The organism is Thiomicrospira microaerophila, from assembly GCF_000934765.1.
Lineage (GTDB): Bacteria > Pseudomonadota > Gammaproteobacteria > Thiomicrospirales > Thiomicrospiraceae > Thiomicrospira > Thiomicrospira microaerophila.
Map to the genome: position 1 here is coordinate 1 of NZ_JYNN01000005.1, position 20037 is coordinate 20037.

Sequence of the window (20037 nt, forward strand, 5' to 3'; positions counted from 1 at the left end):
GATCAGAGAGTGCAAGCTTGTGTTTGATAATCAGTGCACCGATCACCAAACGTGCGGGTTTGGCGGGACGACCGCGTTTTTGATTGAGCTTGGCATAGTAGCTTTGGGCGAAGTCATCCCATGGAATGCACTGTGCAAGTTGAACCCAGCGGTTTTGTGGATCAAGATCTGATTGGAAGGGCCAATCGAATTCGCTGAGTGATAATTGGGTTACAGAGTGGTCTCGAATCATTTTTGTGCACGCTTTTTTATATCTTGGGGCTGAAAAACTGTGCATTACTATACCACAAAAACAAGTATTTTTGTTTTAAAACAATGATTTATATTTTCTGAGCAGACTCTAATTAAAGAAAAATATTTGGCTGACCCCTTAAGTGCCGAAGGCGCGGCCAAGGTGGGTGGGCGCTGGAATGCCGAAGGCACGCCTATGCTTTATACCAGCGCCAATGCCGCGACTGCAAAGTTAGAAATCTTGGCAGGTGTGAATGAATATGCCACATTGGCAGAATTTAAGCTGGTTTGCATCGAGATTCCGGATGACAACCTATATATGATCACCGTTGACGAGCTGGTTAATGCTCAAAAAACAATGGAAAGTACGCTGGCTTGGGATGCCGATATACGCCCGGAATTTACTGTGGACCTAGGTGAAACATGGTTCAGCAGCATGGAAACCCTGGCATTAGGCGTACCTTCAACATTAAGCGCCCATGATTACAATATTCTGATCAACACAACGCACCCAGACTTTAAAAAAGTCAAAGTACATAAAGTAACGAATGAAGGAATGAGTCAACGCTTAGCCATACGACAAGAGCCTATTGGCCTTTAGTCCGGCTGGCTCCTAAACGCCTGTTATAGAGGAAAACATCTGATATTGATTAGCGCCCCTAATCACACGCCTTCCTCCGTTTTTCAAATCATGATTTCACATAGCGATCTACGTGACGCTGAAGCCAGAGCTCCAACAGTGCGCAGTGCCATAGTTTTGAGCCTTTGATTGCGGTGAAGTTTTCTTCTGCTTCTGGGTTGGCTAATAGGCGCGCAATATAGTCTGGGTTAAATAAACGGCGCTGCTTCGCTGCCTCGCTGGTCAAAATCGATTTCATAAACTCATAAAACTCGCCGCGCACATATTTTAACGCGGGCATCGGAAAATAGCCTTTGGGGCGATCAATCACTTCATCCGGTACGATGCCACGCGAAATGCGTTTTAATAGGGTTTTACCGCCATCATCCAACTTTAATTCAGGTGGCGCAGACATCACCGCTTCCACCAACAAATGATCCAAAAACGGCACTCTGGCTTCCAAGCCCCAAGCCATGGTCATATTATCCACGCGCTTAACCGGATCATCCACAATCAGCGTAGTAGAATCTAATCGCAACACCTGGTCTAAAAAGCTATCGGCACCCGGCTCGGTTAAACGGTCTTCAATAAACGCCGAGGTCACATCCTCTGTATGATAACGCGCATCGACCGTCTGCAACCATTCTTGATGTGTGCGGTCAAAATAACGCGGCGCAAATCGCTCCAACGCACTGCCCTGCGCTTGTGCCATTTGTGGATACCAAAAATAGCCGCCAAAGACTTCATCCGCGCCCTGTCCTGACATCACCACCTTGACGTCTTTTGATACCTGTTCGGATAATAAATAAAACGCCACCGCATCCTGACCGACCATCGGCTCGGACATCGCATCAATCGCCTCAGGCAAGCGGGGCAACACCTCGGCATTCGGCACAATATATTTATGATGTTTGGTTTGATAACGCTCAACCACTAGATCGGAATACTCAAACTCCGAGCCTTTTTCCTCTGGCGCATCTTCAAAACCAATCGAGAAGGTACGAATATCCTGCGCGCCGGCCTCGGCCAACAGCGCCACAATTAAACTCGAATCCAAACCACCAGACAATAACACCCCCACCGGCACATCCGCCGCATCCAAGCGTTTCATCACCGATTGTTTTAATAAATCATGGGTTAAATACAACCAGGCCTGGTTGTCTTTTGGCTGTTCTGGACGCTGTGCATTCAACGACCAATAACGTTTTTTAAACATCTGTCCATCCGGATTCACCACCAACCAATGACCGGGTTCAAGCTTGCGAATCCCCTTCAAAATCGTATGGGGCGCGGGAATCACCGCGTGCAAGGTCAATTGATGATGCAAGCCTACAGGGTCAATCTCGGTATCGACGCCGCCCGCCGCTAGCAAGGCCTGGGTATTGGAGGCAAAACGTAGGCCGCCATCGACCTGCGCATAATACAAAGGCTTAATACCAAAACGATCTCGCGCCATCAACAACTGTTCGTGATGATCATCCCAAATGGCAAACGCAAACATCCCTTCAAACCGAGTGACACACTCCATCCCCCACTGGCGATAGGCTTTTAAAATCACCTCCGTATCCGAATGCGAGCGAAACACCTGCCCCAAACCGATCAACTCATCGCGCAAGGCTTGATAGTTATAAATACAACCGTTAAACACCAGGCTTAACTCTTGATCAATCATCGGCTGATGACCGGCTGGCGACAAGTCTATAATCGCCAAACGTCGATGCCCAAAACCGACTTGGTTTTGTGTCCAAACACCGCCATCATCCGGCCCACGACGTTCTAGCTCTTTGAGCATGGTATTGAGGGTTTGCTGGCTCGACACGCCACCCTGCCATAAAAATTCACCACAAATTCCGCACATAGGATTCTCTTTTGATCAGTTAGTTTGGGTTATTTTACAGGTTTAATCTGTCTTAAACCAAGCCTTGATCATACTGGCACTCGGAACGCCACCAGAATGGACGACTTGACCGTTTACCACGACCGAAGGGGTGGTCATCACACCGTATTTAGCGATTTCGGCAATATCTTCAACCTTTTCGAGTTGTACGCTAAGCCCTAGCGCTTGGGTGACCTTTTCAACCTGGTTGAAAGCGTTTTTACAATTTGCACAGCCGGTACCTAGAACTAAAATATGGTAGCTTTCAGCCTGATTAACCGCTACCGCTTCCTCAGCACGACAGCTGGTTTTAGTATCACCGCCACTGCAACAGGCCTGGTTGGTTTTGTCAGAGGGCGTGTTATTGTGATCACAACAAGCTTTGCTTTGTTGCTTTGCTACTTCTTGCTTTGCCGCTTGTTGCTTGGGCTGGCTTCCACAGCTACCGCCCGGACAACATTCACCGGTTTTAGACAATTTGGATAGCATACCGGCTGGACAAAATCCGGTATAGGTCGCTTGCAAACCCATGACACCGGCAAACAAACTAATCCACAACCAACTAGGGCTGAACAAATCAACCTGCCCCACTAAATGCGCAATCAAAATCGGCGCAATTACCATTAAGCCCATCAACCTTACCGCGATATTACCTTTCATCTTTTTCTCCTTAAAATTACAAACCTATGCATAAATAAAATTAAACATCCAACCCACTAACACAAACGATACCGCTAAAATTACCACAAACCAAATCAGCGCAGGCCACTTAATCACCTTACGCAAAATAATCAACTCTGGCAAAGACAAGGCGGCTATCGACATCATTAAAGCTAAGGCGGTACCAATCGGCACATCCTTGCCCAACATCGCCTCAATCACCGGAATCACGCCCACCGCATTCGAATAGAGCGGAATTCCCATTAACACCGCGGCGGGCACTGACCACCAGGCCTGGTTGGTTAAATTAGCTTCCACCCATTCTTGCGGCACATAGCCATGAAACAACGCACCGACCGCAATCCCCGCCAATACCCATTTCCACAAACGGCGAAAAATTTCTTTGACCTCGGCAACGGCATTCTGGTGACGTCCGCTAAACGACTTATCCACCACCCGCCCTTGCTGTCCTGCCGCCATTTTAATATCCCAAACATAGGATTCGACCCAGCGTTCGGTTTTCAACTTTTCCATAATCACTCCGCCCACATAAGCCACCACCAGGCCTGCGAGCAAATAAAGCATCGCCACTTCCCAACCTAGCAAATAGATCAGCATCACCAGCGCAATTTCATTAATCATCGGGCTGGCAATCAAAAACGAAAAGGTCACCCCCATTGGAATACGCGCTTCAACAAAGCCGATAAATAGCGGCACCGATGAACAAGAACAAAACGGGGTAATCGCGCCCAGCGTAATCGCCAAACTGCGCGCTAACCACTGTGGCTTGCCCTGCACAAACTCGCGCACCTTTTCCGGTGCGACAAATGCACGCAGCCAGCCCATTAGATAAATCACCAGCGCCAGCAAAAAGAAAATCTGCGCCACATCCATCACAAAAAACTGCACCGCCGCGCCCAATCGATCATCCGGCGACAGACCTAAAAGGTCATACGCCACCAAATCGCCAAGCTGCTCAAAAAGCTTCATAACCTATCTCCAATACAATTGCGCCCTACTATATCTGATTTTTCAAATACAAGCAAAAACAATCTTGAGCATTTGCGATTGTTTCCACATTCGATTACCATTGACTTTGTTTTATTTAGGGCCAACCTACCATGCTGATTCATGCTTCTCATATTCTCCAAACCTCAGAAAAAAAAGCAAAACGCCTAAAAGCGCGACTCGATGCGGGTGAACTTCGTTTTGAGGAAGGGGTTGAACGCTATTCGGACTGTCCATCGAAAGCACATCAGGGTGATTTAGGCTGGTTTGCGCCAGGGGTATTGCCACAAAAATTTGAGAAAGCACTCTGGCAGGCCCCTCTCAATCAAGTCAGCGAACCCGCTGAATCGGAATACGGCTGGCATTTGTTTTTTGTCCACGCCAAGAGCGCCGCGCATGGCTGATTGGATAGAAAGCCAAGCACTCGAAGTGCTCAAACGCGTTTTTGGTTATGCCGCTTTTCGCCCGCAGCAGTTTGAGATTATTCGTGATCTAGTAGAGGGTCAGGATTGTTTTGTATTGATGCCGACCGGCGGCGGTAAATCCCTGTGTTATCAAATCCCAGCGTTTTTACGCTCAGGCACAGCGATAGTCGTATCGCCATTGATTGCATTGATGCAAGATCAAGTGGCCGCGTTACAAGCCAATGGCGTGTCGGCGCAAATGCTCAATTCCTCTCAAGACCCACAAACCAGCGATCATGTGCTGAATCTCTTGCACGCTGGCGAACTTGACCTGTTGTATGTCTCGCCAGAACGCCTGTTAATGAGCGGTTTTTTAGCCCAACTGCAAACCTTACCGATAGCATTATTTGCCATCGACGAGGCACACTGTGTTTCGCAATGGGGACATCAATTCCGCCCGGAATACAGCCAAATTGGTGCGCTGCGTGAGCGCTTCCCGAATGTGCCGTTTATCGCCCTCACCGCGACCGCCGACCACACCACGCAAGCCGACATTCTGCAACAACTGCATCTGCAGCAGCCACAGGTGCATCTCGGCAGTTTTGATCGCCCCAATATTCGCTATACCGTGGTCGAAAAACACCAGCCCTTTAAACAACTCCTCGATTTTTTAAAACAGCAAAAAGGTGAGGCCGGCATTATCTATGCCCTTAGCCGTAAACGTGTTGATGAACTCAGCGCCAAACTACAAGCCGAAGGCTATAGCGTCGGCGCCTATCACGCCGGACTCAGCGCACAAACACGCCATCAAGTTCACCATGACTTTCTGCATGATCAAGTCGATATCGTGGTCGCGACGGTGGCGTTTGGCATGGGGATTGACAAACCGAATGTGCGTTTTGTGGTGCATTACGATGTGCCCAAAAATATCGAAGGCTACTACCAAGAAACCGGGCGTGCTGGGCGCGATGGCTTGCCCTCACAAGCCTTGCTATTATTTGGCATGCAAGATGTCGTGACCGCGCGCCAGTTTGTCGAAAACGTACAAGACCCAAACCAGCGCCGGCTCGAAACCCACAAGCTGAACAGCATGGTGGGGTTTGCCGAAGCGCAAACCTGTCGGCGTAATCTGCTGCTCAACTACTTTGGCGAGAACAAACAACAACCCTGCGGCAACTGCGACATCTGCCTCAACCCGCCCGAACTATTTGACGCCACCCAAGCGGCGCAAAAAGCGCTTTCCTGTGTATATCGTCTAAACCAAGGGTTTGGGGCTAAACATGTGATCGATGTGTTACGCGGGCTCGACAACGAACGTATTCGCCAATTTGATCACCAGCAACTCAGTACCTACGGCATAGGCAAAGAGTACAGCGCCCATCAATGGAACAGCATTATTCGCCAACTGATTCATCTCGGTTATTTGTTTCAAGACCTACAACACTACTCGGTTTTAAAATTTACCGAACGCGCCGGTGCGCTATTAAAAGGTCAAGAAACCTTACAGTTGGCCATGCCGAAAAAAGAAACCGCCCGAAGCAACAAAAGCGCGAAAAAAAGCGCCAGCAGCCTCAGCGAAGAAAACCAGGTTTTATTCGAAGCACTGCGTGCGCTACGCCGCCAAATCGCCGAGCAACAAAATGTACCCGCCTTTGTGGTTTTCGGTGACGTCAGCCTCATCGACATGGCACAAAAACGCCCGCAAACCGAAGACGACTTCCTCGAGGTCAGCGGCGTAGGCCAAGCCAAACTAGAACGCTACGGCGAAGCCTTCCTAACCCTAATCCGCGCTCAATAGGCAGGCCTGGTTAGCGGTTCTTGGGATCTGATAACCGATCAACCCTCGTTTTTTTCAGTGCTTGCTTACAAAACCCCTTGTTATTCGATGCATTTACTGCCAGAATCAAACTTGTGTTTTTATTAGAATAAGGAGAAGCGCATGGCGACGATTACATTGAAAGGCAATCCAATTGAAACAGTAGGGGAACTTCCAGCTATCGGCACGATGGCGCCTGAAGCGGCATTAACCCAAGCCGATTTAAACGATATTTTATTAGCTGACCTGAAAGGGTCACGCTTGGTTTTGAATGTATTTCCAAGTATTGACACCAGCGTGTGTGCCGCCTCGGTTCGCGCGTTTAACCAGCAAGCGGCACAACTCGATAACACCAAAGTGTTATGTATTTCAGCCGACTTACCCTTTGCGCAAGCACGATTTTGCGGCGCAGAAGGCATTGAAAACCTGATGATGCTTTCAACTTTTCGCCATGATGTGTTCGGTTCGGCCTTTGGTTTAACCATTAAAACGGGACCACTAGCGGGCTTACTCTCCCGTGCCATTATTTTGATCGATGAAACGGGTCAGATTATCTACACCGAACAAGTGCCTGAGATTGCACAAGAACCTAACTATAGCGCGGCGTTAACTTCACTATAACTTCCCCTCCTTTTCTCAACTCGCCGAGCAACCAAGCCTTTATGCCTGTAGGCTAGGGTTGCTTAGCTTAACCCCACACAGATTTTCTATTTGGAAAAAGTCTTTTTATATTTTGATGATTATCATTGTCTGACGAAAAATGTATCATGCAATTAAAAGGAGATTTACCATGAAAAAACTAAAGGCGTTATTTATCGGTGCGGCGGCGGTGTTACTTGCGCCGTTTGCTCAGGCGCAAGCCACCACCTATGATATTGATGTGCCAGGGATGCACGCTTCGATTAACTTTAAAGTCAACCATTTAGGCTTTAGCTGGCTAGTGGGACGGTTTGATAAGTTTGAGGGTTATTATGTGCATGACCCCAAAAACCCAGCGAATGAAAAGGTTCAGGTCACGATTGATACCCGTAGCATCAACTCCAACCATGCCGAGCGCGATCGTCATTTACGCAGTGATGATTTTTTAAACGTACGTCGCTACCCTGAAGCGAAGTTCGTTAGCACTAGCGTGGTCAACCAAGCCGATGGCAGCAAATTGATAAAAGGCAACTTTACACTGAATGGCGTAACCCAGCCTTTAGAGATAGTCGCGACTAAAATTGGCGAAGGCACGGACCCTTGGGGTGGCTATCGTTCGGGTTTTGAAGGGTCAACCGAGTTTAAAATGAAAGACTTTAATTTTAAACGTGATTTAGGCCCAGGTTCTGCAACCGTTTATCTGAATTTACATATTGAAGGTATTAAACGTTAAGTAGTAGTGTCTATTGCCGAGTGTGCGTGCGCTTCAGAGATTGCCGCGTCGCTACGCTCCTCGCAATGACCGTGACACACGGCGTGGGAGCGAGGTTAAATCTTCTCCCGTCATCTCGGCGAAGGCCGGAATCTATTGAGCTAGCCGGTACTTTCGATTACACACCATTGAGTGGCCTCTCTTACCAGTAATGTAAAACTAAACCAATTAAGACAACCAGGCCTGCCCAGTGATTTAGCTTAAAGGCTTCAAAGCACATTAAGGGGTCACGATCCTTAATCATCCACTGATGGTAACCAAACATCACTGCCACAGCCACTAGGCTCAGATAATAGATCAAACTGAGCGCATAGAGCAACCCTAACCAAACTAGCAGACCCAGCATGAGCCCTTGCAGCATGCCGATAATCAGCCGGTCATAGTCACCAAACAATACCGCTGTCGATTTAATCCCCACTTTTAAATCATCCTCCCGATCAGCCATCGCATAAAGCGTATCGTAGATCAGTGTCCATACCAACACGATGGCAAACAACAACCAGGCCTGGTTAGGAATCTGGTTTTGTACCGCCGCAAAGCCCATCGGAATCGCCCAGGCAAAAGCCGCGCCGAGAAACAACTGTGGCCAATGGGTAAAACGCTTGGTAAAAGGATAAAGTGCCGCTAAGGCAACCGCACCCAGGGATAGAAATATCGTAAAGGGATTAAGCAGCAGCACAAGGCTAAAGCCAATCAAACAAAGCAATACAAAAAAAACCAACGCCTGCTTCGGCGAAATGATCCCTGTTGCTAATGGACGATGACAGGTGCGGGCCACCTCACCATCCCAATGGCGATCGGCATAATCATTAATTACGCAGCCTGCTGAGCGCATAATAATGGCACCCAAAATAAACACTAAAAGTACCAGGCCAGGTGGTTTACCTTCTGCCGCCAACCATAATGCCCAAAGCGCTGGCCAAAGCACCAAATAAATGCCGACGGGTTTATCCAAACGCATCAGCTGAATATAGGCATTGACCTTTGAGTTAGAACTCGCTGAAGACATGCGTATAGCCCATTTGTTTTAACCAAGCAATGCCCAAAGGGCTGGCTTCGATTTCATAGCTAATTTCATTGTAACGTTCACTGTGATGCAAGGTAATTTTAGCCTTGTCTTTTTCCCAGGTTGACATCACCGTCCAACCCATTAAGTGACTTTGACCGCCATCAAACCCAGTACGCTCCCAGCCTTGCTCGGCTAACTGCTGTTGAATTTGCTGATATTGCTGCTCTGTTAACATACGTACCCTTTAGGATTTTTTAACTGGCTTCTGCCAACCTTTTATCGTCAACTGCTTAGCGCGACTTAGGGTTAGCTCACCCTGTGGCGCCGTTTTCGTAATCGTCGAACCGGCACCAATGGTTGCATCATCTTCAATCGTAACGGGCGCAACCAATTGCGTATCCGAGCCAACAAACACCCGGTCACCAATAATAGTTTGGTGTTTATTAACACCGTCATAATTACAGGTAATGGTGCCCGCACCGATATTCACGCCAGCGCCCATTTGGGTATCACCAATATAACTAAGATGGTTGACCTTAGACCCCTGAGCAATACACGACTTTTTAACTTCAACAAAATTTCCGATATGAACCTGATCAGCAAGCTCCGTATCCGGACGAAGACGCGCATAGGGGCCAATCTGACAAGCCGCACCGACCTTAGCCTGCTCCAGATGACTAAAAGGCTTAATATGTGTGCCTTGTGCAATTTCAACATCTTTTAGAACACAATTAGCGCCAATCTTAACGCCATCCGCTAATTTAACCTGACCCTCAAAGACCACATTAACATCAATTTCAACATCCTGACCAATTTCAACCTGACCACGAATATCAATTCTTCGTGCGTCAATAAGCGTTGCGCCCTGCTCCATCAACAAGCAGGCCTGCTGATATTGATATTGACGCTCTAAATCCTGTAGCTGGACTTTATTGTTCACGCCCAAAACTTCAATTTCATCACTAGGTGAACAGGTCTGAACCTGAAAACCATCCGCCACCGCTTTAGCGATAATATCAGTAAGATAATACTCACCTTGTGCATTGTCATTGCTGAGGTGCGCTAACCAACCAAAAAGCTGCTGACCCTGCACCGCCATAATGCCCGTATTGACTTCTTGAATCGCTAATTGAGCATCACTCGCGTCTTTTTGTTCGACAATCTGTTCTACTCTACCCTCCAGATTCCTGACTATACGACCATAGCCAGTCGGATTCGCTAAAGGGATCGTCAACAATGCAAGTGGGTGTGATTCGTCCAGCAATGACAAGAGCATTTCTAATGTTTCAGGCTGGGTTAAAGGCACATCTCCATATAAAATTAACACCTGATCATGTGCAGTAATGAAGGATTCAGCTTGCTGCACAGCATGCCCCGTACCTAACTGCTCAGTTTGCATACACCAAACAAGGTTAGGCTCAACCAGTGCCTGCTTAACAAGCTCGGCACCATGACCAATCACGCCAATGATTTGTTCTGGCTGCAATTGTTCAGCCCTATGAATAACATGCCATAACAATGGTTTTGCCGCTAAAGGCTGCAAAACTTTTGGCAAGCTAGAACGCATCCTTGTTCCTTTGCCTGCAGCTAAAATAACAACTTTTAAACCCATAGTATTTCTCCAATTTAATCTTAAGCATTTTAAAGCAGTTATCACAAACAGTAAAACGCTTAAGATTAAATCAGGGCAAACGCATCTAAAGTAAATAATAAATCAACAATTTACAACCAGCTCTCGCTCCCACGTTGAACGTGGGAGCGCCTTGGACTTGGGTTTGATCGCTATTTCAGAGGTTAAATCGGTCTGCATTCCCACGCACAGCGTGGGAACGAGGTTAATCATTCCTATCGCTATGATTTTTACGATTATTTAGATGCGTTTACCCTGAAGATTAAATAGAATTAAATGTTGAACAAAAAAAAAGCGCCTTGCGGCGCTTTTTCTTGGGGAGGATATTATGCCATCCCAGTTTTTTGCAAACGCTCACGTAATTTTGTGATTGTTTGAATTTGGGCAACCGCTTCAGCGAGTTCAACTTGCGCACGCGCAATATCAACTTCACTTTTCACGTTTTCCATTGCATCCTCAGCACGTTGTTTTGCTTCAGCTGCTAGTGATTCATCCAAGTCATGCGAACGAACACAAGTGTCAGCTAAAATAGTTACAACATGAGGCTGCACTTCAATAGTACCGCTATTAATGTAATATGAATCTTCTTCATCACCACTCTTAACACGTACTTCACCAGGCTTTAACTGGCTCAAAAACTGGGTATGAAGAGGAAGGATACCAACCTCTCCATTGGCAGCCTGTGCGAAAAGCATATCGGCTTTTCCTGAGAAAATCTCACCTTCCGCACTTACGATATCTACTTGCATAGAGACTGCCATGACCTATTACCCCTTATATTTCTGAGATTTCTCGATGACCTCATCAATGGTTCCACAGAACATGAATGCCTGCTCAGGCACATCATCCATTTCACCACTCAAAATCATTTTGAAACCACGAATGGTTTCAGCTAGAGGAACATAACGTCCATCTTCACCGGTAAACACTTTCGCCACGAAATAAGGCTGAGAGAAGAAACGCTGCATCTTACGAGCACGCGCTACTAAAGCACGATCTTCTTCAGAAAGCTCATCCATACCCAAAATGGCGATGATGTCTTTCAATTCCTTATAACGCTGAAGTGATTGCTGTACACCGTTAGCCACATTGTAATGCTCTTGACCTACAACCAATGGATCCAACTGACGTGAAGTTGAATCTAGTGGATCGATCGCAGGGTAAATACCTGTTTCTGCGATAGAACGGTTAAGTACTACAGTCGCATCCAAGTGAGCAAAGGTTGTAGCAGGTGACGGGTCAGTTAAGTCGTCAGCTGGAACATATACCGCTTGGATAGAAGTGATAGAACCTGTTTTTGTTGATGTAATACGCTCTTGCACTTCACCCATTTCCTGGGCAAGTGTAGGCTGGTAACCTACCGCAGAAGGCATACGACCTAACAATGCAGATACTTCAGTACCCGCTAGAGTGTAACGGTAGATGTTATCTACAAAGAACAACACGTCACGACCTTCATCACGGAAGAACTCTGCCATGGTTAGACCTGTTAGGGCAACACGTAAACGGTTTCCGGGTGGCTCGTTCATCTGACCATAAACCAAGGCAACCTTATCAAGTACGCCACCTTCATTCATTTCATGGTAAAAATCGTTACCTTCACGAGTACGCTCACCTACACCTGCAAATACAGAGTAGCCTGAGTGTTCAATCGCGATGTTACGGATTAATTCCATCATGTTTACCGTTTTACCAACACCCGCACCACCGAATAGACCTACTTTACCACCCTTAGCGAATGGGCAAATCAAGTCAATAACCTTAACGCCTGTTTCTAGTAGCTCTTGTGAAGCCGCTAGTTCTTCAAACTTAGGGGCTTTACGGTGAATAGGCATACGCGTATCAGCCGCAACTGGACCTGCGTTGTCAATCTCATTTCCTAACACATCAAAGATGCGTCCAAGCGTTGCTTTACCCACTGGTACAGTAATAGCTGAACCGGTGTTGCTAACGATCATTCCACGCTTTAAGCCATCAGATGAACCCATCGCAATAGCGCGAACCACGCCATCACCGATTTGTTGTTGAACCTCTAGGGTCAAACCTTTATCATCAACTGTTAAAGCATCATGAACTTTAGGTAACGCAGCACCTTTAAACTCGACGTCGATAACCGGGCCGATAATTTGTACTATTTTTCCACTCATGATATTAAACCTTTTTTTGCAAATACAAACCTAGACTGCAGAAGCACCTGCAACAATCTCTGACAGCTCTTGTGTAATCGCTGCTTGACGAGCTTTGTTGTAAGCAAGTTGTAGCTCTTTAATCATCTTGCCAGCATTGTCAGACGCACTCTTCATGGCGACCATACGGGCTGATTGTTCACAGGCCACGTTTTCAACAACTGCACCAAAAACACTACTTTCAACATAACGAACCATCAAGGTATCCAGTGCTTCTTTAGCATCTGGTTCATAGAGATAGTCCCAATGTGTTGCATTTTTGTCCTCCTCAATAACCAGAGGAACAAGTTGTTCGATTGCTACGTTCTGTGACATGGCAGATAAAAACTGATTCGATGCAATGTGAACTGCATCAATATCACCATTTTCGAAACGATCAAGCATTACCTTGATTGTTCCTACTAGGTCACTGATATGAGGTGAATCACCCAAATCAGCTTTAGAAGCAACAACGTTCCCACCAAAATGTTTAAAGAAAGCCAAAGCCTTTTTACCAATTAAGGCTAATTCGACTTCTACATTTTGCTCTTTCCAAACTTTAAGCTGTTTTAGTGTTTTACGGAATAGGTTGGTATTTAAACCACCACATAAACCACGATCAGACGAAACAACGATCAATCCAACACGTTTTACGGGACGATCAAGAGTAAACGGATGTTTGTACTCATGATGGGCACCTGCAACGTGGCCAATTACGCGTTTCACCTTTTCAACATAGGGGCGCGTCGCGGTCATGCGTGCTTGCGCTTTACGCATTTTCGACGCGGCCACCATTTCCATGGCTTTGGTGATTTTTTGGGTATTTTTTACTGACGCGATTTGCGTCCGTATTTCTTTACTACCGCCTGCCATGGTCAATCCCTCTTAGTAAACGCCGGTTGATTTGAATGACGTAATACCAGCTTTAACACCAGTAATAATTTCATCATTCCAGTCACCCTTAACGTTGATTTTAGCCATTAAGTCAGCTTGTGAAGAGTTCATGTAAGCGTGAAGCGCGGCTTCAAAATCACCTATTTTCTCAACATCAACATCATCAAGGAAACCTTCGTTAGCGGCATACAGAGAAACAGCCATTTCAGCAATAGTTAGAGGCATAAATTGTCTCTGCTTCATCAGCTCAGTAACACGCTTACCACGTTCTAGCTGGGCTTTAGTTGCTGAGTCTAGGTCAGATGCAAACTGAGCAAATGCAGCTAGCTCACGATACTGGGCTAGGTCAAGACGAATACCGCCACCTAGTTTCTTGATCGCTTTAGTTTGAGCAGCACCACCAACACGAGATACAGATAGACCAGCGTTAATCGCAGGACGGATACCCTTCGCAAACAAACCTGTTTCCAAGAAAATCTGACCATCTGTGATCGAGATTACGTTGGTCGGTACGAATGCAGATACGTCACCCGCTTGGGTTTCGATAATCGGTAGCGCCGTTAAAGAACCAGTCTTACCTTTTACTTCACCGTTGGTGAAAGCTTCAACATACTCTTCGCTAACACGAGAAGCACGCTCAAGTAAACGAGAGTGAAGATAAAATACGTCACCAGGGAAAGCTTCGCGACCTGGTGGACGACGTAATAACAATGAAATTTGACGGTAAGCTTGTGCTTGTTTAGTCAAATCATCATAGATAATTAACGCGTCTTCACCACGGTCACGATAGTATTCACCCATCGCACAGCCAGCATAAGCCGCTAAGAACTGTAATGCAGCAGGATCTGATGCATTCGCGGCCACAACAATGGTGTTTTCCATTGCGCCGTATTCTTCTAGCTTGCGTACAATGTTGTTTACAGTAGAGGCTTTCTGGCCCATCGCTACGTAAACACATTTGATGCCTGTATCTTTCTGGCTGATTACCGCATCAATCGCGATAGCTGTTTTACCCGTCTGGCGGTCACCGATAATCAACTCACGCTGACCACGACCCACAGGAATCATCGAGTCAATAGACTTGATACCGGTCATCATCGGCTGATCAACAGACTTACGATCGATTACACCGGGTGCTATACGCTCGATAGGCGAGCTCAATTTAGTATCAATTGGACCTTTGCCATCAATTGGACGACCTAAACCGTCAACAACACGGCCCATTAACTCTGGACCAACCGGTACTTCTAAAATACGTCCTGTACAGGTAACTTTGTCACCTTCAGAAATGTGTTCATATTCACCTAGAACAACCACACCTACAGAATCACGCTCAAGGTTAAGCGCCATACCAAAGGTTTGTTCGTCAAACTGAACCATCTCACCATACATCACATCTGACACGCCGTGGATTAGCGCGATACCGTCAGCTATACTGACTACAGTACCTTCACTACCAGACTCGGCAGTGACCTCAAAACCCGCGATGCGGTTTTTGATCAAGTTACTGATTTCAGAGGGATTCAATTGCATGTGTCTTCCTCTCAATTAATTGGCTATTGCTGCACGAAGTTTTTGTAGTTGCGTATGAGCTGTGTTATCAATAACCCAGTCACCCACTTTAATACGAAGACCAGAAACCAATGTTTTATCTACTTGGTAATCTATATCTACCTGCGCATTAAACTTCGAATTTAAAGCAGCACTTAATTTACTTTTTTGCTCAACCGTAGGTTCTAACGCAGAAACTACGTAGGCTTGAACGCGTTTATCTTCTGCCGTTTTAAGCTGCCCAAAAATTTGAGCAACCTGACCAACAGCATTTAAACGTCCATTTTCAGCCATTGCATTCAACAGATTTTTGGCTTGTGTTGTTAAATCTGCACCTAGAATACCTGCAAAAACAGATACCTTGTTTTCATTTGAAACACTAGGATTGGCAATCAGTTTTGCCATTACAGCATCACTGGCAATCAATGCCAGATTATTTAACAAATCAGACCATTGGCTTAGCTTGTTTTGCTCTTTAGCATAACTAAAGGCAGCTTCTGCATAGGGTCGAGCGGTTGTGATTAATTCTGCCATCGCATTATCCTTAGATTTGTTTTACTAAGGTATCAAGCATCTCATTATGAGCCTTAGCATCGACTTCTTTGTTCAGGATTTTTTCAGCACCTGATACAACCAAAGCGGCGACTTCTTTACGAAGCTGCTCTCTAGCTCGGCTAATTTCTTGCTCAACATCTGCCTGGGCGGCCGCTTTAATGCGCTCTGCTTCTTCTGCAGCCTTTACTTTCGCATCTTCTACGATTTCAGTACTGCGTTTTTCAGCTTGACTTAGCACATTTTGCGCTTGAACTTTAGCATCTTTCAACACGTCTTTTGCGCGTTGTTCTGCTAACTCAAGTTCATGCTTGCCTTTTTCTGCTGCAGAAAGACCATCAGCAATACGCTTTTGACGATCTTCCATAAGCTTAGACATTGGCCCCCACAGCACCTTATTCACGAACCAGATCAATAACACAAAGGTTATAATCTGGATGATTAGGGTTGCATTTATACTCACGGTGGTTACCTCGTCATTCGTTGGTTAAAATTACAAATATCGACTATTAAATTAAGCGCCGACAGCTGCTTGTAATGCACCTACGAATGGGTTAGCGAACAAGAACCACATTGCGAATGCCAAGATAATGAACGGAAATGATTCCATAAGACCCGCGAAAATGAACATATTGGTCATTAATGCAGGACGCATTTCTGGTTGACGAGCAATGCCTTCCAATGTTTTAGAACAGATAAGACCCCAACCAATTGCAGAACCCATACCTGCAGCTGCCAAAATTACACCTACACCAATCGCAGTTGCGGCATAAATATCAGCAATCATAGTAGCAGTTACTTCCATTGACTTTCTCCTAAGTTTTTAAAGTTAAAGTTAAAAAAAGCTTTTTACCAAAACGGTAGGTGCGCTTAAACCCTTTTTAACTGTCTAGCTTAGCCAGACAGTCTTTTTACAAAATCTATCTATTAATGACCTTCGTCATGCGCCATAGCAAGATAAACAATGGTGAGCACCATAAAGATAAAGGCTTGTAGAGTGATAATCAAAATATGGAATATCGCCCAGCCAAGACCCAGTACAGCTTGTAAAGGTGCCCAGAATAGAGCAGCGGCACCCACTGCTAAAGTTCCACCAATCAATGCGATCAGTAGGAATACGAGCTCACCTGCGAATAGGTTACCGAACAAACGCAGAGCAAGAGAAAGCGGTTTTGCCAATTCTTCAATGAAGGTCATTACAATATTCACCGGGATGAAGAATTTACCAAATGGATGGAATAGGAATACTTTCAAATAACCAACGACACCTTTGAATTTGACATTGTAATAAATCACCAGCGCAAACACGACCAAAGCCATTGCCAAAGTCGCATTAAGATCTGTGGTAGGTACAATTTTTAAATAGGCATCTGGATTGTTTGTCACGATCGTGAATAAATATGGGAATAGATCAACGGGGATCAAATCCATAAAGTTCATTAACCAAACCCATACAAAAATCGTTAAGGCGAGTGGTGCAATAATTGGGTTTCTAAACGGGAATGAGTCTTTTACTGTTTTGTCAACAAACTCAAGTATCGACTCAATAAAGTTTTGCAAACCACCAGGCACGCCTGTTTCTAAACGACGCCCGACATACATACCAACGCCAATCATTAGCGCACCTAATAACGCACTAACAACAATAGTGTCTAGATGGAATGTCCAGAAGCCACTACCGACGTAGTTGTTTTGTAAATGATGTTGAATATACTCAACACTACCCAGATTTTCAGAACTCAAGAGCCTTCTCCTTAGTCAGTCAAACGGCGCTTACCCTGCAGATTGAACATTTGACCTAATGTCATGACTACAAATGTAATCACGACAGCCAAAGGATCAAACTTTAAGAGCGCCAACCCAATAACAAATAAAACAGCCAGAAGCACGAAGCGAATGACTGCACTCATGTATAAAATTAAAATACCACTTTTAGGATCTTCAGCGGCGCTTGCGTTTGCTTTATTGAACGTCAACGCTAACAAACCCACGTTCACAAATCCAATAAACATACCATAAACCGCTGGAACCCATTGACCATAGATTGCAAATCCAACCACGGCAACCAAGCCTAATACACCCTGTACTAAAAAAGGGCGCCGCAAATTAGTTTGCATCGGCGTCCTTTCTAATTTGTTCGGCTTTATCCATCTGCGCCATCATACGCTGCACTTTCTGAACCCCGCCAATTATACCAAGCAAACCGCACAGTAGCATAAAAATTGGCGTCGTCCCAGCCAAATAATCAATAAAGTAGCCGACAATAAACCCCGAAATAATCATCGATGCGTACATTTGACCTGAACCGATCATTAAAAAGTTCATTTTTTGCTTGGGTTTATTTTTTGTTGTGCTCATTGTTTTCTTTTGTAATTAAAAGGCTTGGAATCGATTCTTCCTGCATAAAGCTTGCACATATTATCCTTTCAGACATTTAATTGCTAGTCTGGTTTATGCTTATAAACAAATTTTTTTAATCGCCTCACCATAAATAGATGCACGCTAATTAAATACCACTATATGTTGTGGATTCGTTCAATAACTTTTTTTACATTTTGTTTTCTGCAAGGTGCATTTTAGCTAAAATTTCATCCAGTTCTTCAAGGCTTGTATAACTCACCTCAAGGCGCCCACGCCCCTTAGCGGTCTGGGCTATTTTAACCTTCGCACCAAGCTGCTCAGACAACCTTTCTTGCAACGCTCTTACATTCGGCTCAATCTGCTTCTGGCGCTCGGCGCTTGCAGGTTGGCTTTGCGCTTGTTTAACCGCCTCTTCTATTTGGCGTACCGACCAAGACAGGTCTATGGCTTTTTGTGCAAACTTCAACTGCTGAGGCGCTGGTAGACTAATTAATGCGCGGGCATGCCCCATGGTCAGCATCCCATTGTGCATCCAGTCTTGGATAGGTTCTGGCAACTTAAGCAAACGCAACGCATTAGTGACCGACGCACGTGAACGCCCGATAATGTCGGCCACGGCTTGCTGTGTTAAATCAAAATCCTGAATAAGCTTATTTAAAGCTTGGGCCTCTTCTAAAGGCCCCAAGTCTTCACGCTGAATATTTTCAATCAACGCCATCGCTAGGTTTTGCTGATTTTCAACCTCTCGCACAATCGCAGGCAAGCTATCCAGGCCTGCGATTTGAGCGGCACGCCAACGACGCTCACCAGCAATCAGCTCATACTGCTCCTGTCCAGTCCACCTTACAATAATGGGCTGAATAACACCTTGAGACTTAATCGACTCCGCCAACTCCTGCAAAGCTTGCTCATCAAACCTTTGTCGCGGCTGGTATACTCCTGGACGAATTTGCGCTATAGGGAGTTTTTCAATTTTCCAATCACTTACTTGGCTCTCTGCTTTTTGCTTACCACCGAGTAGCGCATGGATTCCACGCCCCCCCAGTCCAGACTGTTTTTTTGCCACACCCGTATCCTTTTACTAAATTCGTAACTTTCTTACCACTTCATTAGCCAGTGCTAAATAGGCCATCGCGCCCGTTGAGTTCGCATCATAATCAATGATCGACTCCCCATAACTTGGTGCCTCAGCTAACCTAATATTGCGTGGAATAATCGTTTGCAACACCTTCATGCCAAAATGCGCCACTAACTCATTAGACACATCATTTGCTAGATTATTTCTTCGGTCATGCATGGTTCGCAACAATCCATCAACCTGTAAGCCTGGATTAAGACCTTGCTGAATAGTTTGCAAAGTATCCATCAATGCCGACAGCCCCTCAAGTGCAAAATATTCACATTGCACCGGCACCAATACACCATCGGCCGCGACTAATGCATTTAAGGTGAGCATATTAAGCGTCGGCGCACAATCGATCAATATCACATCATAGTTTTGCCTAATAGACTTCAATGCCTTACGCAAGTGCTTAGGCCCCTTCTCCTGGTCAAGCAAAGCCACCTCCGCACCGGTCAAATCACCATTCGCTGCAATAAGATCAAGATTGGACTGCGCTAAATGCAAAACAACATCTTTTGCCTTTGCTTCCAGCATCAACAAGTCATACGCGGAATGGGTTAACTGATCCTTTTCCACTCCGAGCGCCACTGTTGTATTGCCTTGCGGATCAAGGTCAATCACCAGCACTTTCTTTTCTAAGCGTGCTAAGCAAGCCGCCAAATTAACGCTCGTTGTAGTTTTACCTACACCGCCTTTCTGATTTGCAATCGCCATGACTCTAGCCATT

23 protein-coding genes and 1 pseudogene are annotated in these 20037 nt (G+C 45.7%); 5 read left to right on the plus strand and 19 right to left on the minus strand.

The window, feature by feature from the left end; translation table 11 throughout:
- Nucleotides 1-232, minus strand: a pseudogene (locus tag NA59_RS03530) (IS5/IS1182 family transposase); the annotation flags it as partial.
- A gap of 111 nt (nt 233-343) precedes the next feature.
- Between NA59_RS03530 and NA59_RS03535 the strand changes: the two are divergent.
- The gene (locus tag NA59_RS03535) at nt 344-832 is read left to right on the plus strand and encodes an RES family NAD+ phosphorylase (RefSeq protein ID WP_456154832.1); all 489 of its coding nucleotides are present in this window, start codon (nt 344-346) and stop codon (nt 830-832) included.
- 88 nt (nt 833-920) lie between these two features.
- Here the strand turns inward: NA59_RS03535 and NA59_RS03540 are convergent, their stop codons facing one another.
- The 3 genes from NA59_RS03540 to NA59_RS03550 are packed head-to-tail and all read right to left on the minus strand — an operon-like array spanning nt 921 to nt 4376.
- Nucleotides 921-2708: an N-acetylglutaminylglutamine amidotransferase gene (locus NA59_RS03540; RefSeq protein WP_044408107.1), complete on the minus strand. Its 1788-nt coding sequence runs from the start codon at nt 2706-2708 to the stop codon at nt 921-923.
- Nucleotides 2709-2750: 42 nt separating this feature from the next.
- Complete coding sequence (locus tag NA59_RS14710) at nt 2751-3386, minus strand: MTH895/ArsE family thioredoxin-like protein (protein ID WP_232504025.1); 636 nt, start codon at nt 3384-3386, stop codon at nt 2751-2753.
- Between the two features lie 24 nt (nt 3387-3410).
- A complete protein-coding gene (locus tag NA59_RS03550; RefSeq protein ID WP_044408110.1) occupies nt 3411-4376 on the minus strand; it encodes a permease in 966 nt (321 codons plus the stop codon).
- A 131-nt stretch (nt 4377-4507) separates the two neighbouring features.
- Here NA59_RS03550 and NA59_RS03555 point away from each other — a divergent pair, with 131 nt between their 5' ends.
- The 4 genes from NA59_RS03555 (at nt 4508) to NA59_RS03570 (ending at nt 7986) form a co-directional block, all read left to right on the plus strand.
- Nucleotides 4508-4798 carry a peptidylprolyl isomerase gene (locus NA59_RS03555; RefSeq protein ID WP_044408113.1) on the plus strand — a complete coding sequence of 97 codons (291 nt, stop codon included), beginning with the start codon at nt 4508-4510 and terminating at the stop codon, nt 4796-4798.
- The gene (gene recQ / locus NA59_RS03560; RefSeq protein WP_044408116.1) at nt 4791-6596 is read left to right on the plus strand and encodes a DNA helicase RecQ; all 1806 of its coding nucleotides are present in this window, start codon (nt 4791-4793) and stop codon (nt 6594-6596) included. Before NA59_RS03555 ends, recQ begins: the two co-directional genes overlap by 8 nt.
- A gap of 141 nt (nt 6597-6737) precedes the next feature.
- Entirely contained in the window at nt 6738-7235 is a 498-nt protein-coding gene (tpx, locus tag NA59_RS03565) for a thiol peroxidase (RefSeq protein WP_044408119.1), read from the plus strand.
- Nucleotides 7236-7404: 169 nt separating this feature from the next.
- Nucleotides 7405-7986, plus strand: a complete 582-nt coding sequence (locus tag NA59_RS03570) for a YceI family protein (RefSeq protein WP_044408122.1) — start codon at nt 7405-7407, stop codon at nt 7984-7986.
- 181 nt (nt 7987-8167) lie between these two features.
- On the opposite strand, the gene ubiA is transcribed toward NA59_RS03570, so the two are convergent.
- The 15 genes from ubiA to NA59_RS03645 all read right to left on the minus strand — a co-directional run bounded on the left by ubiA (nt 8168) and on the right by NA59_RS03645 (nt 20036).
- Complete coding sequence (ubiA, locus tag NA59_RS03575; protein ID WP_044408126.1) at nt 8168-9034, minus strand: 4-hydroxybenzoate octaprenyltransferase; 867 nt, start codon at nt 9032-9034, stop codon at nt 8168-8170.
- A complete protein-coding gene (locus NA59_RS03580; RefSeq protein ID WP_044408129.1) occupies nt 9015-9269 on the minus strand; it encodes a hypothetical protein in 255 nt (84 codons plus the stop codon). The genes ubiA and NA59_RS03580 overlap by 20 nt, the downstream gene beginning before the upstream one ends.
- Before the next feature lie 9 nt (nt 9270-9278).
- On the minus strand, nt 9279-10646 hold the full coding sequence (gene glmU / locus NA59_RS03585) for a bifunctional UDP-N-acetylglucosamine diphosphorylase/glucosamine-1-phosphate N-acetyltransferase GlmU (RefSeq protein WP_044408132.1): 1368 nt from the start codon (nt 10644-10646) through the stop codon (nt 9279-9281).
- A gap of 344 nt (nt 10647-10990) precedes the next feature.
- On the minus strand, nt 10991-11425 hold the full coding sequence (locus tag NA59_RS03590; RefSeq protein ID WP_044408134.1) for a F0F1 ATP synthase subunit epsilon: 435 nt from the start codon (nt 11423-11425) through the stop codon (nt 10991-10993).
- Between the two features lie 6 nt (nt 11426-11431).
- Nucleotides 11432-12814 carry a F0F1 ATP synthase subunit beta gene (gene atpD / locus NA59_RS03595; protein ID WP_044408137.1) on the minus strand — a complete coding sequence of 461 codons (1383 nt, stop codon included), beginning with the start codon at nt 12812-12814 and terminating at the stop codon, nt 11432-11434.
- 27 nt (nt 12815-12841) lie between these two features.
- A complete protein-coding gene (gene atpG / locus NA59_RS03600; RefSeq protein WP_044408139.1) occupies nt 12842-13702 on the minus strand; it encodes a F0F1 ATP synthase subunit gamma in 861 nt (286 codons plus the stop codon).
- 12 nt (nt 13703-13714) lie between these two features.
- Entirely contained in the window at nt 13715-15256 is a 1542-nt protein-coding gene (gene atpA, locus NA59_RS03605) for a F0F1 ATP synthase subunit alpha (RefSeq protein ID WP_044408142.1), read from the minus strand.
- 15 nt (nt 15257-15271) lie between these two features.
- Entirely contained in the window at nt 15272-15808 is a 537-nt protein-coding gene (locus tag NA59_RS03610; RefSeq protein ID WP_044408145.1) for a F0F1 ATP synthase subunit delta, read from the minus strand.
- Between the two features lie 10 nt (nt 15809-15818).
- Nucleotides 15819-16289: a F0F1 ATP synthase subunit B gene (locus NA59_RS03615; RefSeq protein WP_044408148.1), complete on the minus strand. Its 471-nt coding sequence runs from the start codon at nt 16287-16289 to the stop codon at nt 15819-15821.
- A 51-nt stretch (nt 16290-16340) separates the two neighbouring features.
- On the minus strand, nt 16341-16631 hold the full coding sequence (gene atpE / locus NA59_RS03620; protein WP_044408150.1) for a F0F1 ATP synthase subunit C: 291 nt from the start codon (nt 16629-16631) through the stop codon (nt 16341-16343).
- Between the two features lie 122 nt (nt 16632-16753).
- Entirely contained in the window at nt 16754-17569 is an 816-nt protein-coding gene (atpB, locus tag NA59_RS03625; RefSeq protein WP_044408154.1) for a F0F1 ATP synthase subunit A, read from the minus strand.
- Nucleotides 17570-17580: 11 nt separating this feature from the next.
- The gene (locus NA59_RS03630) at nt 17581-17943 is read right to left on the minus strand and encodes an ATP synthase subunit I (RefSeq protein WP_044408157.1); all 363 of its coding nucleotides are present in this window, start codon (nt 17941-17943) and stop codon (nt 17581-17583) included.
- Nucleotides 17933-18184, minus strand: a complete 252-nt coding sequence (locus NA59_RS03635) for an AtpZ/AtpI family protein (RefSeq protein ID WP_044408160.1) — start codon at nt 18182-18184, stop codon at nt 17933-17935. The genes NA59_RS03630 and NA59_RS03635 overlap by 11 nt, the downstream gene beginning before the upstream one ends.
- Before the next feature lie 190 nt (nt 18185-18374).
- Nucleotides 18375-19253: a ParB/RepB/Spo0J family partition protein gene (locus tag NA59_RS03640; protein WP_044408163.1), complete on the minus strand. Its 879-nt coding sequence runs from the start codon at nt 19251-19253 to the stop codon at nt 18375-18377.
- 15 nt (nt 19254-19268) lie between these two features.
- Nucleotides 19269-20036 (minus strand): ParA family protein, encoded by a 768-nt coding sequence (locus NA59_RS03645; RefSeq protein WP_044408166.1) that lies wholly within the window; start codon nt 20034-20036, stop codon nt 19269-19271.
- Nucleotide 20037 lies beyond the last annotated feature (1 nt).

Excerpts from the sequence above, each read along its gene's own strand:
- NA59_RS03540 (WP_044408107.1), bottom strand. The coding sequence starts at position 2,708 with ATGTGCGGAATTTGTGGTGAATTTTTATGGCAGGGTGGCGTGTCGAGC.
- NA59_RS14710 (WP_232504025.1), bottom strand. The coding sequence starts at position 3,386 with ATGAAAGGTAATATCGCGGTAAGGTTGATGGGCTTAATGGTAATTGCG.
- NA59_RS03550 (WP_044408110.1), bottom strand. The coding sequence starts at position 4,376 with ATGAAGCTTTTTGAGCAGCTTGGCGATTTGGTGGCGTATGACCTTTTA.
- NA59_RS03555 (WP_044408113.1), top strand. The coding sequence starts at position 4,508 with ATGCTGATTCATGCTTCTCATATTCTCCAAACCTCAGAAAAAAAAGCA.
- recQ (WP_044408116.1), top strand. The coding sequence starts at position 4,791 with ATGGCTGATTGGATAGAAAGCCAAGCACTCGAAGTGCTCAAACGCGTT.
- tpx (WP_044408119.1), top strand. The coding sequence starts at position 6,738 with ATGGCGACGATTACATTGAAAGGCAATCCAATTGAAACAGTAGGGGAA.
- NA59_RS03570 (WP_044408122.1), top strand. The coding sequence starts at position 7,405 with ATGAAAAAACTAAAGGCGTTATTTATCGGTGCGGCGGCGGTGTTACTT.
- ubiA (WP_044408126.1), bottom strand. The coding sequence starts at position 9,034 with ATGTCTTCAGCGAGTTCTAACTCAAAGGTCAATGCCTATATTCAGCTG.
- NA59_RS03580 (WP_044408129.1), bottom strand. The coding sequence starts at position 9,269 with ATGTTAACAGAGCAGCAATATCAGCAAATTCAACAGCAGTTAGCCGAG.
- glmU (WP_044408132.1), bottom strand. The coding sequence starts at position 10,646 with ATGGGTTTAAAAGTTGTTATTTTAGCTGCAGGCAAAGGAACAAGGATG.
- NA59_RS03590 (WP_044408134.1), bottom strand. The coding sequence starts at position 11,425 with ATGGCAGTCTCTATGCAAGTAGATATCGTAAGTGCGGAAGGTGAGATT.
- atpG (WP_044408139.1), bottom strand. The coding sequence starts at position 13,702 with ATGGCAGGCGGTAGTAAAGAAATACGGACGCAAATCGCGTCAGTAAAA.
- atpA (WP_044408142.1), bottom strand. The coding sequence starts at position 15,256 with ATGCAATTGAATCCCTCTGAAATCAGTAACTTGATCAAAAACCGCATC.
- NA59_RS03610 (WP_044408145.1), bottom strand. The coding sequence starts at position 15,808 with ATGGCAGAATTAATCACAACCGCTCGACCCTATGCAGAAGCTGCCTTT.
- atpE (WP_044408150.1), bottom strand. The coding sequence starts at position 16,631 with ATGGAAGTAACTGCTACTATGATTGCTGATATTTATGCCGCAACTGCG.
- NA59_RS03630 (WP_044408157.1), bottom strand. The coding sequence starts at position 17,943 with ATGCAAACTAATTTGCGGCGCCCTTTTTTAGTACAGGGTGTATTAGGC.
- NA59_RS03635 (WP_044408160.1), bottom strand. The coding sequence starts at position 18,184 with ATGAGCACAACAAAAAATAAACCCAAGCAAAAAATGAACTTTTTAATG.
- NA59_RS03645 (WP_044408166.1), bottom strand. The coding sequence starts at position 20,036 with ATGGCTAGAGTCATGGCGATTGCAAATCAGAAAGGCGGTGTAGGTAAA.